Source organism: Polynucleobacter sp. UB-Tiil-W10, from assembly GCF_018881605.1.
In the GTDB taxonomy this organism is placed as follows: domain Bacteria; phylum Pseudomonadota; class Gammaproteobacteria; order Burkholderiales; family Burkholderiaceae; genus Polynucleobacter.
Genome location: NZ_JACVPZ010000001.1, coordinates 785,201 through 798,469, shown reverse-complemented (window position 1 = coordinate 798,469; position 13,269 = coordinate 785,201). Strand labels below are relative to the sequence as shown.

Here is a 13,269-nt window from a genome sequence, read left to right as displayed (position 1 = left end):
TCCCTGTTCGACGTGTATGTCGCTTACTCGTGCGAGAACACTCCGCCTAACTTATCCATGCGCTCAAGTGCAATCCCGCAACCTCGGGCCACGCAAGTCAATGGATCTTCCGCAACATGAATCGGCAAGCCAGTTTCTTCAAGCAAGAGGCGATCAAGGTCACGCAATAAGGCTCCGCCGCCAGTCAGCATCATGCCGCGCTCAGCAATATCGGAAGCCAGCTCAGGTGGAATCTGCTCGAGAGCTGCTTTTACTGCAGTCACGATTTGGTTGAGTGGATCAGTTAAGGCCTCTAGAATTTCGTTGCTAGTAACAGTGAAGCTACGTGGAATACCTTCAGAAAGATTGCGACCTTTTACTTCCATCTCGCGCACTTCAGCGCCAGGGAAAGCAGAGCCAATTGTTTTCTTAATTAATTCAGCAGTTTGTTCGCCAATCAACATGCCGTAGTTACGGCGAATGTAATTTGTAATTGCTTCGTCGAATTTGTCGCCGCCAACACGAACTGAGCCTTTGTAAACCATACCGCCTAGTGACATCACGCCGACTTCAGTTGTGCCGCCGCCGATATCAACAACCATGGAACCAGCAGCTTCAGACACGGGTAGGCCTGAACCAATTGCAGCTGCCATTGGCTCTTCAATTAAAAATACTTGTGATGCGCCAGCACCTAATGCAGATTCCCGAATCGCACGACGTTCAACCTGAGTAGATCCACAGGGAACGCAAATGATGATGCGAGGGCTTGGCTTTAATAGCTTGCTTTCGTGCACAAGCTTGATAAATTGCTTGAGCATTTGTTCGGTAATGGTGAAGTCAGCAATCACGCCGTCTTTCATTGGGCGAATTGCCTCAATATTGCCCGGAACGCGGCCCAACATCGCTTTTGCCTCTTTGCCGACGGCCAAAATAGTCTTTTTGCCGTTTGGACCACCTTCTTGGCGAATTGCCACAACAGAGGGCTCATCGAGGACAATACCCCGCTCACGCATATAAATTAAGGTGTTGGCGGTTCCTAGGTCGATGGCTAGGTCATTGGAAAAGTAGCTGCGGAAAAAACCAAACATGATGTAGTGGGAAAATAGAAAGTGTTAATGAAAATATATAGGAATGATACTCTAGCGCCCCATGAAACTTGATGATGTCCAGCGCATTGCGCACCTTTCCAGGCTTGAGTTAAATCAGGCAGAAGCTGAGGCTGTTTTGCCTCAATTACAGGCTATTTTTTCCTTGGTTGAGGAAATGCAGGCGGTCGATACAACCGGTCTTGAGCCTTTGGCTCATCCAATTCTCTTTTTGCGTGATTTGGCTCAACCCATGCGCGCTGATCAGGTTACCGAGTCAGACCATCGTGCCGAAAACATGCAATCCGCCCCTGCTCAGCAGGAAGGCTACTTCTTGGTGCCAAGGGTGATCGAATGAGTTGGCACAATACCCCTATCGCCCTAATGGCAAAAGCACTTGCTGCAAAAGAGGTCTCCAGCACAGAGTTAACGCAATACTTTTTGGACCGCATTGAGGCGGGAAAGCAGTGGAATGCTTACCTTGATGTGAATGCTCACTTAAGTTTAGAGCAAGCAAATAAAGCAGACCAGATTATTTCTTCAGGTAAGGCCGGTAAGCTGACCGGCATCCCTGTTGCACATAAGGATGTCTTTGTAACCCGTGGGTGGAAGTCGACGGCCGCCTCCAAAATCTTGGCTGGTTATCAGAGTCCTTTTGATGCCACTGTCGTTGCCAATCTGGGAATACCGGATGAAAACAGCCCTCATGGTGCCGGCATGGTGTGTTTGGGTAAAACCAATATGGACGAGTTTGCTATGGGCTCCTCTAATGAAAACTCTGCCTTTGGGCCAGTTCTAAACCCCTGGAATGCTGCTCACGTAGCTGGTGGCTCCTCGGGTGGTTCAGCCGCAGCCGTTGCTGCTGGCTTGGCACCGATTGCGACCGGCACGGATACGGGGGGCTCGATTCGTCAGCCAGCTGCGTTTTGTGGCCTAACTGGAATTAAGCCCAGTTATGGGCGCGTGTCACGCTACGGGATGATTGCTTATGCATCATCACTAGATCAAGCGGGCCCTATGGGCAAGACTGCTGAAGATTGCGCACTACTACTCTCGGCGATGTCTTCACATGACCCGCGCGACTCCACTTCCTTGGCTGATTCAGGAGAGGACTATGGGCGCTACCTTAATCAGGGTTGGAAAGAGGGTAATGTAAATCCCGCCAAACCGTTGGAAGGTTTGCGCGTTGGTTTGCCAAAAGAATTTTTTGCAGAAGGCTTGTCAAACGATGTTGCTAAATCCGTTAATGAAGCAGCAAAGCAGTTAGAAAATTTAGGTGCAATATTGGTTGAGGTGAGTTTGCCAAAAACCAAACTATCCATTCCGGTGTATTACGTTTTAGCCCCAGCAGAAGCATCCAGTAACTTAAGTCGCTTTGATGGTGTGCGCTATGGATACCGTGCCAATGAATATCGTGATCTGAATGATATGTATGCCAAGTCACGCACTGAAGGTTTTGGCGCAGAAGTAAAGCGCCGCATCATGATTGGAACCTACGTTCTTTGTCATGGATACTACGATGCTTATTATCTTCAGGCACAAAAAATTCGTCGAATTATTGCAGCTGATTTTCAGGCGGCATTCAATCAATGCGATGTCATCCTAGGGCCCGTAGCCCCTGATGTGGCCTGGCGCTTAGGCGAGAAATCAAAAGACCCAGTGCAAATGTATTTGGAAGATATTTACACCCTTTCTACGAACTTGGCAGGACTGCCAGCAATGAGTGTTCCCTGTGGATTTAATGGAAATAACTTGCCTATTGGCATGCAACTCATTGGTAATTATTTTTCGGAAGCCCGTTTGTTACAAGTGGCTCATCAATATCAGCAGGCCAGTGATTGGCATTTGCGTCAAGCAAGCGAGGTGGCATGATGCAATGGGAAGTCGTTATTGGTCTAGAGACCCACGCACAACTGCAAACACAATCTAAGATTTTCAGTGGGGCGAGCACGCGCTTTGGTGCAGAGCCCAATACGCAAGCATGTCCTGTTGATCTGGCTTTGCCTGGTGTACTGCCAGTGTTGAACCGTCAAGCCGTAGAACATGCTATTCGTTTTGGTTTGGCGGTGAATGCGAAGATTTCACCGGCGAGCATCTTTGCGCGCAAGAATTATTTTTATCCCGATCTACCTAAGGGGTATCAAATTAGTCAGATGGAAATCCCGGTTGTTGTTGGTGGACATCTCGAAATTTTGGTGGGCGATGAAGTGAAGGTGGTTGAGCTCACTCGTGCCCATATGGAAGAAGATGCCGGTAAATCCGTTCATGAAGAAGACTTCACAGGCCCTCATGGTGAACCTTCTAGCGGAATTGACTTAAATCGTGCCGGTACACCACTTCTCGAGATCGTGACTGAACCAGTAATGCGTAGCGCTGCTGAGGCGGTTGCCTATGCTAAGGCCTTGCATGGCTTGGTGGTGTGGTTGGGAGTTTGTGACGGCAATATGCAGGAAGGCTCCTTCCGCTGCGATGCGAACGTGTCTGTTCGCCCGAAAGGTCAGGCTGAATTTGGTACCCGCTGTGAAATCAAAAACTTGAATTCCTTCCGTTTCTTGGAAGAAGCCATTCAATATGAAGTGCGTCGACAAATCGAGCTTATTGAGGATGGCGGGACCGTTGTTCAAGAGACGCGGCTATATGATCCTGATCGCGGTGAAACACGCAGCATGCGTAGTAAAGAAGATGCTAATGACTATCGCTATTTTCCAGATCCGGATTTGCTGCCTGTAGTAATTGATGATGCTTGGATTGCGGATGTGCGTAGCAAGATGCCTGCATTGCCAGCCCAGTTGCGCGAACAATGGCAAAGCGAATTTGGTTTAAGCGCATACGATGCGCAGTTGCTCACGCAAGATCGTGACACTGCAAAAGTATTTGAAGAGTTGTTGGCTATCGTAGGCAAGTCATTGGCCAAAGCAGCTGCTAATTTAATTGCCGGTGAATTTGCTTCCTCTATAAATCGCGCTGGTATTGCTACTGTAGATGCGCCATTAAACGCTGGACACTTGGCGCCACTGCTGATGCGTGTAGCTGACGGCACTATCTCAAACAAGATTGCTAAGGATATCTTTGCGATTCTTTGGGAAGATGCTATCGCAGGTAAGGCTATCAGCACCGTGGATCAAGTGATTGATGCCAAGGGTCTAAAGCAAATTAGTGATAGCGGAGCAATTGAGGCGATCATTGATCAAGTATTAGCAGCCAATCAGAAATCGGTTGATGAGTTCCGCTCCGGCAAAGAGAAAGCATTTAACGCGCTCGTTGGCCAGATTATGAAAGCATCGCAAGGTAAGGCAAATCCTGGTCAGGTCAATGAGCTCTTGCGTAAAAAGCTTGGCTAACAAAATATATATTTAGAAAGAAGTTCATGAGTGCAATTGATCCGAAGCAAGCAGAGCAAGAAGAGTTGGTTGCTGAGTGGTTACGCGTAACCCCAGGTTTCTTTGAGCGATATGCGGATCTCTTTAATGAGATTCGGATTAAGCATCCGCATGAGGATCGTGCTATTTCTTTACAAGAGCGTCAGATGACGGTATTGAGGACACAAAATCAAGAGCTCAATCGTCGCTTAAGTGAAATGCTGCATTTTGGTAGTCGTAACGATAAAACCCAACAAAGTTTAGTTGCCTGGTTATTGCGCTTAATGAAAGCTAATAACAAAGCTGATGTAGAGGCTGCAATTACTTCTGGTCTGGCTGAGGTGTTTGAAGTAGAGTCTGCACAATTACTATCACCCAACTCTGCTTTTGGTCCTTGGGTAGACACGCCTCTGTGTGGCTCTGCAAAAGAGTTGGCTGCTGCCAGTGTAGATTTGTTAGCAAGCCAAATAACGATTAATCCAGAATGGCAAAGTATGGTGGCGATTGGTCTGCCCTTAGGCAAGAGCATTGGCGCCAACCAATCGCCAGCAGTGTTGTTGCTAGCTAGTAAAGATGAATCCCGCTTTACGGCAGACATGGGTGCCTTCTACTTACGTCAGATCGCCGAATTAACTGCTGCAGCTTTGGATCGTATCCAGGCTTATGAAACTAAAGGCGACTGATCTTCACCCTCTCATGCAAGAGTATTTGCATGAGCTACATGTGTTGCGTCAACTCTCGCCGCATACGCTTAAAGCGTACGGCACGGATCTGAGTGACCTCCAAAATTTTGCCCTTGAAGATTCTATTGAGCTATTAAAAGTTAGCAATGGCCATGTGCGACGCTGGGCTGGGCGTTTGCATTCCAAGGGGAAATCCTCCAGAAGTATTGCGAGAGCGCTCTCTGCGTGGCGTGGTTGGTATGACTGGCTAACCGAAAAAGATGCAAGGCGAGATGCACGTGCTGGCAAAGTCACTAGCAACTTGGTAGCTAACCCAGTTGATGACGTCAAGGCGCCTAAGCGTTTGAAGTCCTTACCTAAGGCCCTGTCAGTTGAACAGGCCCTTGCCTTGGTTAATCAAGCCGTCAAAGAAGCTGAAGAAAAGCAGGATTTGGAATCGATTCGTGATGCAGCAATTATTGACTTACTCTATTCCTCCGGTCTACGTCTTTCAGAGCTACTAGGGATTGATGTGATGCAAAGCAAAGATCGTCAGCATGAATCTGCGGGTTGGTTAGATTGGGATGCTGCTGAAGTAACGGTATTAGGTAAGGGCGGCAAACGGCGCTCTGTCCCTGTTGGCGTGCCGGCAATGAAATCTCTTGCTGCTTGGCGAGAGTTGCGTGATGCTGGAAGTTATCCACAAGAATCCATCGCTTTATTTTTGTCTGCGACTGGTAAGCGCCTATCACCGCGTACCGTACAAGCCAGATTGCGTACTTTAGCTATGCGCGCTGGATTGCCTACCCATGTGCATCCCCATATGATGCGTCATAGCTTTGCAAGTCACGTGTTGCAATCTTCGCAAGATTTACGGGCTGTACAGGAGATGTTGGGGCATGCAAGTATCGCCAGCACCCAGATTTATACCTCCTTGGATTTTCAACACCTAGCTCAGGCATACGATAAAGCGCATCCGCGTGCAAAGGCTGGCAAAGGCTGAGGAACTCGGTAAGATAGAAGGTTTCCCGCTTTGGGAATTGGTGGCTTTTAGATTTTGATTGGATCATTCATGGCATTAATTCCGGTAACGATTTTGACGGGCTTCTTAGGAAGCGGCAAAACCACTTTGCTTAAACATATTCTGACTGAGGAACACGGTAAAAAAATTGCTGTGATTGAGAATGAGTTCGGCGAAGAAAATATAGATAACGACATCTTGGTACAAGATAATCAAGAGAACATTGTGCAGATGAGTAATGGCTGTATCTGTTGCACCATTCGCGGTGACCTGGTTGACGCTCTGAACGAGCTTTGGGAGCAGCGCAAAGATAAAAAGATTAGCTTTGATCGCGTCGTGATTGAAACCACTGGCGTTGCTAATCCTGGTCCTGTAGCCCAGACTTTCTTTATGGATGATGATGTTGCCGACCACTACGTATTAGATGCTGTAGTGACCTTGGTTGATGCCAAGCATGGTCAGCAGCAGCTCAATGAGCATGAAGAGGCTCAGCGCCAAGTCGGCTTTGCAGATCAAATCTTTATTACCAAGACCGATTTGGTGACTCCTGCCGAAGTAGATGCTTTGCGTAATCGCCTTATGCATATGAATCCGAGGGCTCCTATTACGGGCATTTCTAAGGGCGTTGTCCCTTTAAATGCAGTTTTGGACCTTAAAGGCTTCAATCTAAATGCCAAGCTGGATATTGATCCGCATTTCTTGGAGCAGGATGACCACGATCACGAGAATTGCGGCCATGACCATAGCCATGACCATGATCACAGCACCTGCGGGCACGACCACAGTCATGATCAGCATCATCATGGGCATGCTGGGCATACAGACCGTATTCAATCCTTCGTTTTTCGTAGTGATAAACCCTTTGATCATAAAAAACTGGAAGACTTCCTTGGGGGCATTCTGGAGGTCTTTGGAGAGAAGATGCTGCGCTATAAAGGGGTGCTCTATGTGAAGGGTAGCAACCGAAAAGTAGTGCTCCAGGGGGTTCATCAGATGATGGGCAGCGATTTGGCTGGTCCATGGGGTGTAGAACCCAAGCAAACTAGGATGGTCTTCATAGGCATCGATTTACCTAAAGACACCCTATTGGCTGGGCTTGAGGGATGTTTGGCCTAGCAAGATTCGGTTACAATCCGCCGCCACAGCCCATATTGATAAATATTAATAAAAGGGCCGTAAAAGTTTGGCAGAATGAGGCAATAATGCTTCAAATCAAGGAAGAATGAGATGACGGTAAAAACAGCAACAAAACCAGCAACAGCTGCAAAAGCTAGTAGCAAGGCTGCGAGCCCTAAGGTTGCAAAAGGCGCTCCATTAACTGAAGCCGAATTGCTCAAAATGTCCGACAAGGACTACATGAATGCTGCCCAGTTAGATTTTTTCCGTCAAAAATTACTGACCCTCAAGGATGACATTCTGAAGAATGCGTCTGAGACGACAGAGCATCTTCGTGAAAATATTTTGGTTCCTGATCCCGCTGATCGTGCAACGATTGAAGAAGAGCATGCATTGGAATTGCGAACCCGTGATCGTGAACGCAAGTTGCTCAAAAAAGTAGAGCAAGCATTGGCTCGCATTGAGTCTGGTGATTATGGTTGGTGCGAAGAAACGGGTGAGCCGATTGGCTTAAACCGTTTAATTGCAAGGCCTACAGCCAATTTATCTCTTGAGGCTCAAGAGCGTCGTGAACTCCGTCAAAAATTATTTGGCGAATAAATTTTAAGTAGCGATGACTAAGTATTTACCAACTATTAGTGATATCTCTCCTTTGTTAAAGGCAGAGATTTTGGCTGAGGCCTTGCCTTATATCCGCGCGTATCACGGTAAAACGATCGTGATTAAGTACGGCGGCAATGCCATGGTTGAAGAGCGTCTGAAAGAAAGTTTTGCACGCGATGTCATTTTGTTGAAGTTGGTTGGCATGAACCCAGTGGTGGTTCATGGCGGCGGCCCACAGATTGACGAGGCCCTCAAGAAAATTGGTAAGACGGGTACTTTTATTCAGGGTATGCGCGTCACCGATGAAGAGACCATGGAAGTGGTTGAATGGGTTCTTGGCGGTGAAGTGCAACAAGATATCGTGATGTTGATTAACCACTTTGGCGGCCAAGCTGTTGGCTTGACCGGTAAAGATGGTGGACTAATTCATGCCAAGAAAATGATGATCCCGAGCGATACTGAGCCGGGAAAAAAACTGGATATCGGTTTTGTTGGCGAAATTGAGGCAATTAACCCTGCGGTCGTTAAAGCCTTGCAAGACGATGCGTTTATTCCGGTAATTTCTCCTATTGGCTTTAGTGCAGAAGGCCAGGCTTACAACATTAATGCGGACTTGGTGGCTGGCAAGATGGCTGAAATCCTTCATGCAGAGAAGTTGGTCATGATGACGAATATTCCTGGCGTGATGGATAAAGACGGTAAGTTGTTGACGGATTTAACAGCGCGAGAAATTGATGCACTGTTTGCTGATGGAACTATTTCAGGTGGCATGTTGCCTAAGATATCGTCTGCATTGGATGCAGCCAAGAGTGGTGTGAATTCAGTGCACATCATTGATGGCCGCATTGAGCATTCATTATTGTTAGAAATTCTGACCGAGCAAGCGTTCGGTACGATGATCCGTTCTAGATAAGTAGATAAGCATGCGCGAATCTTTAGAGCCAGCCAACATCAACGATAGCAATGCTGATGCTGGCAAGGCTCGTAAGCGCCCTCGCCCAGGCGAGCGCCGATTGCAGATCCTGCAAGTGCTTGCTGAGATGTTGCAAAACCCTAAGGGTGAGCGCGTTACTACTGCAGCTTTAGCGGCCAAGATTGAGGTTTCGGAAGCGGCCTTATATCGTCACTTCGCTAGCAAGGCTCAAATGTTTGAGGGTCTTATTTCTTTTATTGAGCAAACAGTTTTTGGGTTGATTAATCAAATCAATCAAAAGGAAGAGTCTGGCCTAGCCCAAGCACGCGGTATTTTGCAAATGCTCTTGTTCTTTGCAGAAAAGAATCCTGGTATGACTCGCGTTCTATTGGGAGATGCTTTATTGCAAGAAGATGATCGTCTGCAAGAGCGTATTACTCAAGTGCTAGACCGTGTTGAAGCGTCTCTTAAGCAAGCTCTACGTATTGCTCAAACTCAAGGCGGTAACTGGGGGCAGTTGGGCCAAGAAGAGGTCAGCATCCGCGCTGCTATGTTGATGAGTTTTGTATTGGGTCGTTGGCATCGCTTTGCCCGTAGCGGATTTAAGAAGCTGCCGACTGAAGCCTCTGATGTTAGTTTGCGTCTTCTCCTGTCAGAATGAGCGAGCTACATCTCTCTAGAAATACCATTCATTTTGCCGAGCCCCTGCCTTTGCAGAGTGGCGCCATGCTGTCTGGCTACGATTTAGTCATTGAAACTTACGGCAAGCTTAATGCCGATAAAAGTAATGCTGTGCTCGTTTGTCATGCTCTGAATGCATCTCACCACGTAGCCGGTCCAAGTCCAGAAGATCCAGAAGATATTGGTTGGTGGGACAACATGATTGGTCCGGGCAAGCCGGTGGATACCGATCACTTTTTTGTTATAGGCGTAAATAATTTAGGCTCTTGCTTTGGTTCTACTGGGCCGATGAGTATTAATCCAGCAACCGGTAAGCCTTATGGGGCAGATTTTCCTGTTGTAACAGTAGAAGATTGGGTTAATACGCAAGCTCGTTTGGCAGATAAGTTGGGTATTCGGAAGTTTGCTGCGGTAATGGGCGGCAGCTTAGGTGGAATGCAGGCAATGGCTTGGGCTATTCAGTTTCCTAAGCGGATAGATCATTGCGTTGTGGTGGCATCTACCCCAAGGTTGAGCGCGCAAAATATTGCTTTTAATGAAGTGGCGCGCAACGCCATCCTGTCTGATCCAGATTTTCATGGCGGCAACTATTACGAACATGGCGTTGTTCCGAAGCGCGGCTTGCGCTTAGCGCGAATGGTTGGCCATATTACCTATCTGTCTGATGATGACATGGCAGAAAAATTTGGGCGGGAATTACAGCGCCCTAATGGTGAGTCAAACGACTATCGTTTTAGTTTTGGTGTTGAGTTTGAGGTTGAAAGTTATTTACGCCATCAAGGTGATAAATTTTCAACTTATTTTGATGCGAACACCTATTTACTCATTACCCGCGCCCTAGATTATTTTGATCCTGCGCGTCGTTACGATGGCAGTCTGAATCGTGCTTTAGCAGAAGTGCGTGCCAAGTTTTTGGTTGTGAGCTTCTCAACCGACTGGCGTTTCCCGCCTGATCGTAGTCGCGAGATTGTGCAGTCTTTACTGAGCAATAAGAGTGAAGTGACTTATGCTGAGATTGATGCGCCTCATGGGCACGATGCATTCTTGTTGGACGATGAGCGTTACCATAATTTAGTTCGAGCTTACTTTAGGCAAATGCGCGAGGCTCAACAATGAGTAACTTTAATAAGCGTGCAGACTTTGCTGCAATTGCTAATTGGGTTGCGCCTAATACTCAAGTGTTGGACCTCGGTTGTGGTGATGGCAGCTTTCTAGAGTATTTGCAGAAACAAAAACCCGTTCATGCCTATGGTGTCGAGATTGATGACTCACGTGTACTGTCATGCGTGCAAAAAGGCTTGAACGTAATTCAGCAGGATTTAGAGGGTGGCTTAGCGCTTTTTGAAGATAATAGTTTTGATACGGTTGTACTTTCACAAACATTACAAACCATCCATCAGACTGAAAAGATTTTGCGTGAGGTGGTGCGTGTAGGAAAAGAATCAGTAATTTCTTTTCCAAACTTTGGGCATTGGTCTCATCGCCTCGCTGTTGGTCTAGGCCGTATGCCAGTCTCGAAGAGTCTGCCTTACCAGTGGTACAACACCCCTAACGTTCGCGTGCTTACTGTTGCCGACTTTGAGAAGTTGGCCTCAAGTCTCGGCTTGAAGGTTCTTGATCAATGCATCCTGCATGAAGGGCATCAAGTTACCTTGATGCCAAACTTATTTGGCAGCCTCGCTTTATTCCGCATTCGTCGTGCGTAGGGTAAAAATTTAAAGGTGTTCACTGCAGTCCAATCTTGGTTAAAAGACTTTCGGGTTTATCTCGAATGGCCTTGTTTACGCATGTTGTTCTTGGGCTTCTCCGCGGGCCTTCCTTTATTACTCATTCTAGGAACTCTCAGTTTTTGGTTGCGTGAGGCTGGTATTGATCGAAGCACGATTGGTTACTTAACCTGGGTTGGCTTGATCTACGCCTTTAAATGGGTTTGGGCGCCGCTTGTAGATCGCATACAAATTCCCTTGTTAACCAAACTATTTGGCCGCCGCCGTAGCTGGCTACTCTTTGCGCAAGCGATCATCATTCTGGGTCTTATTGGAATGTCGACTTTAGATCCTAAGCTTGCACTGAACTCGATTGTTTGGTGTGCGCTCTTGGTCGCCTTTGGTTCTGCCACCCAAGACATCGCTTTAGATGCATTTCGTATTGAATCGGCTAATAGCGATCATCAAGCTGCCTTAGCAGCTACTTATCAAACCGGTTATCGACTGGCTTTGATTTGGGCTGGCGCTGGCGTCCTTTGGCTTGCAGCTCGTGCTGAAACAGGCAGTGGCTATGACCCAAGTGCGTGGCAGTTTGCCTATCTCTGTATGGCGGCCTCTATTGGTATAGGCGTGATTACAACTTTATTAAGTAAAGAACCAGCAAGATATGAATTGGCAAAAGTGCGCACTGCCAAAGCATGGCTGTACCAAACCTTGGTTGAGCCATTTGCTGAATTTATTACGCGCTATCGCTGGCATGCCATTTTGATTTTGTCTTTAATTGCCATTTATCGCATTAGTGATGTGGTGATGGGAATTATGGCCAATCCGTTTTATGTCGACATGGGTTATACCAAAGATGAAGTAGCGGCCGTAAGTAAAGTATTCGGCGTAGTAATGACTTTGGTTGGAGCCTTTGTTGGCGGTGTGCTGACGCTTCGTTTTGGTGTCTTGCGAATACTGTTTGTGGGGGCGGTTCTCTCAGCCGTCAGTAATTTATTGTTTGCATGGCTGGCTACTCAAGGACATGATTTACATGGCTTGATTTGGGTGATCTCAGCAGACAATCTCAGTTCTGGTATCGCGAGTGCGGCTTTTATTGCTTTTTTATCCTCATTAACCAATATCCGCTATTCGGCAACTCAGTACGCTTTATTTAGCTCCATGATGCTACTCTTGCCGAAATGGTTGGCAGGCTTCTCAGGAGTGTTTGTAGACAATTTTGGATATCAAGCATTCTTCTATGGCACCGCCATTATTGGCGCCCCAGTCCTGCTTCTCATTTGGGTTACGATTCATTTTAAGGTTGTGCAGATCAAAAAAGAAGGGGAGTAATTTCTCCCCTATTGTTTCTTGCTTAAAACTTCCAGTCGTAATCCACAGTGAGCGGGGCGTGATCTGAAAATTTTTCATCCTTGTACACAGCGGTTTTCTTGGCTGTAGCTGCAATGCCAGGCGTAGTGATGTGATAGTCAATGCGCCAGCCAACATTCTTTGCATAAGCTTGTCCGCGATTACTCCACCAGGTATAGCAAGTTTCAGTCGCCTCTGGCTCAAGCTGGCGGTAAACATCTACATAGCCCACTTTACTAAAAAGATTAGTGAGCCATGCACGTTCTTCAGGTAAGAAGCCTGAATTTTTGAGATTGCCTTTCCAATTCTTTAGGTCAATTTCTTGATGGGCAATATTGACGTCACCGCAAAGCACGATTTCACGACCAGATTTTTTGAGGGAAATAAGATGCGGTAGAAAACTATCGAGATAGCGATATTTGGCCTCTTGTCTCTCAGGAGAGCTTGAGCCTGAGGGCATATAGACTGAAATGACGGAAAGCCCTTTAAAGCGTGCTTCTACATAACGCCCTTCCGCATCAAACTCTTCATTACCGTAGCCATATAAGACTTCATCTGGTTTATGGGGGGTATAAATCCCGCAACCGCTGTAGCCCTTTTTCTCGGCGTGATGGAAAAAGCCGTGCAGGTTATCTGGATTGAGGATGGCATCCTCAAGATCATCGCGCTGAGCCTTAAGCTCCTGCATGCAAATGAAGTCGGCTTTTTGCTTAATAGCCCATGGTAGGAAGCCTTTTTTGGCTGCGGAACGGATACCGTTGAGGTTCGCGGAAATGATGCGTAACATGTAG

14 protein-coding genes are annotated in these 13,269 nt (G+C 47.1%); 12 read left to right on the top strand and 2 right to left on the bottom strand.

Annotated elements, in window-relative coordinates; all coding sequences use genetic code 11:
* Positions 1-23: 23 nt before the first annotated feature.
* A complete protein-coding gene (locus ICN33_RS03985; RefSeq protein ID WP_068319852.1) occupies positions 24-1,067 on the bottom strand; it encodes a rod shape-determining protein in 1,044 nt (347 codons plus the stop codon).
* A 61-nt stretch (positions 1,068-1,128) separates the two neighbouring features.
* Between ICN33_RS03985 and gatC the strand changes: the two genes are divergently transcribed.
* The 12 genes from gatC to ICN33_RS03925 all read left to right on the top strand — a co-directional run bounded on the left by gatC (position 1,129) and on the right by ICN33_RS03925 (position 12,460).
* A complete protein-coding gene (gene gatC / locus ICN33_RS03980) occupies positions 1,129-1,422 on the top strand; it encodes an Asp-tRNA(Asn)/Glu-tRNA(Gln) amidotransferase subunit GatC (protein WP_216194762.1) in 294 nt (97 codons plus the stop codon).
* The gene (gene gatA, locus ICN33_RS03975) at positions 1,419-2,936 is read left to right on the top strand and encodes an Asp-tRNA(Asn)/Glu-tRNA(Gln) amidotransferase subunit GatA (RefSeq protein WP_216194759.1); all 1,518 of its coding nucleotides are present in this window, start codon (positions 1,419-1,421) and stop codon (positions 2,934-2,936) included. The genes gatC and gatA overlap by 4 nt, the downstream gene beginning before the upstream one ends.
* Positions 2,933-4,405 (top strand): Asp-tRNA(Asn)/Glu-tRNA(Gln) amidotransferase subunit GatB, encoded by a 1,473-nt coding sequence (gene gatB, locus ICN33_RS03970; protein ID WP_216194757.1) that lies wholly within the window; start codon positions 2,933-2,935, stop codon positions 4,403-4,405. Before gatA ends, gatB begins: the two co-directional genes overlap by 4 nt.
* 26 nt (positions 4,406-4,431) lie before the next feature.
* Positions 4,432-5,106, top strand: a complete 675-nt coding sequence (locus ICN33_RS03965) for a DUF484 family protein (protein ID WP_216194755.1) — start codon at positions 4,432-4,434, stop codon at positions 5,104-5,106.
* Positions 5,087-6,088 carry a tyrosine recombinase XerC gene (locus tag ICN33_RS03960; RefSeq protein ID WP_216194753.1) on the top strand — a complete coding sequence of 334 codons (1,002 nt, stop codon included), beginning with the start codon at positions 5,087-5,089 and terminating at the stop codon, positions 6,086-6,088. The genes ICN33_RS03965 and ICN33_RS03960 overlap by 20 nt, the downstream gene beginning before the upstream one ends.
* A 69-nt stretch (positions 6,089-6,157) precedes the next feature.
* The gene (locus tag ICN33_RS03955) at positions 6,158-7,222 is read left to right on the top strand and encodes a GTP-binding protein (protein WP_216194751.1); all 1,065 of its coding nucleotides are present in this window, start codon (positions 6,158-6,160) and stop codon (positions 7,220-7,222) included.
* 222 nt (positions 7,223-7,444) lie between these two features.
* Entirely contained in the window at positions 7,445-7,822 is a 378-nt protein-coding gene (gene dksA / locus ICN33_RS03950; protein ID WP_050747259.1) for an RNA polymerase-binding protein DksA, read from the top strand.
* A gap of 13 nt (positions 7,823-7,835) precedes the next feature.
* Entirely contained in the window at positions 7,836-8,738 is a 903-nt protein-coding gene (argB, locus tag ICN33_RS03945; RefSeq protein WP_216194750.1) for an acetylglutamate kinase, read from the top strand.
* 10 nt (positions 8,739-8,748) lie between these two features.
* Positions 8,749-9,399 (top strand): nucleoid occlusion factor SlmA, encoded by a 651-nt coding sequence (gene slmA, locus ICN33_RS03940; RefSeq protein ID WP_216194748.1) that lies wholly within the window; start codon positions 8,749-8,751, stop codon positions 9,397-9,399.
* On the top strand, positions 9,396-10,535 hold the full coding sequence (locus ICN33_RS03935; protein WP_216194746.1) for a homoserine O-acetyltransferase: 1,140 nt from the start codon (positions 9,396-9,398) through the stop codon (positions 10,533-10,535). Before slmA ends, ICN33_RS03935 begins: the two co-directional genes overlap by 4 nt.
* Complete coding sequence (metW, locus tag ICN33_RS03930) at positions 10,532-11,125, top strand: methionine biosynthesis protein MetW (RefSeq protein ID WP_216194745.1); 594 nt, start codon at positions 10,532-10,534, stop codon at positions 11,123-11,125. The genes ICN33_RS03935 and metW overlap by 4 nt, the downstream gene beginning before the upstream one ends.
* Before the next feature lie 15 nt (positions 11,126-11,140).
* Positions 11,141-12,460, top strand: coding sequence for an MFS transporter (locus tag ICN33_RS03925; RefSeq protein ID WP_370623218.1), 1,320 nt, complete (start codon positions 11,141-11,143; stop codon positions 12,458-12,460).
* Positions 12,461-12,482: 22 nt separating this feature from the next.
* Here ICN33_RS03925 and ICN33_RS03920 read toward each other — a convergent pair whose 3' ends face one another.
* Entirely contained in the window at positions 12,483-13,265 is a 783-nt protein-coding gene (locus ICN33_RS03920) for an exodeoxyribonuclease III (protein ID WP_216194743.1), read from the bottom strand.
* Between the last annotated feature and the right edge of the window lie 4 nt (positions 13,266-13,269).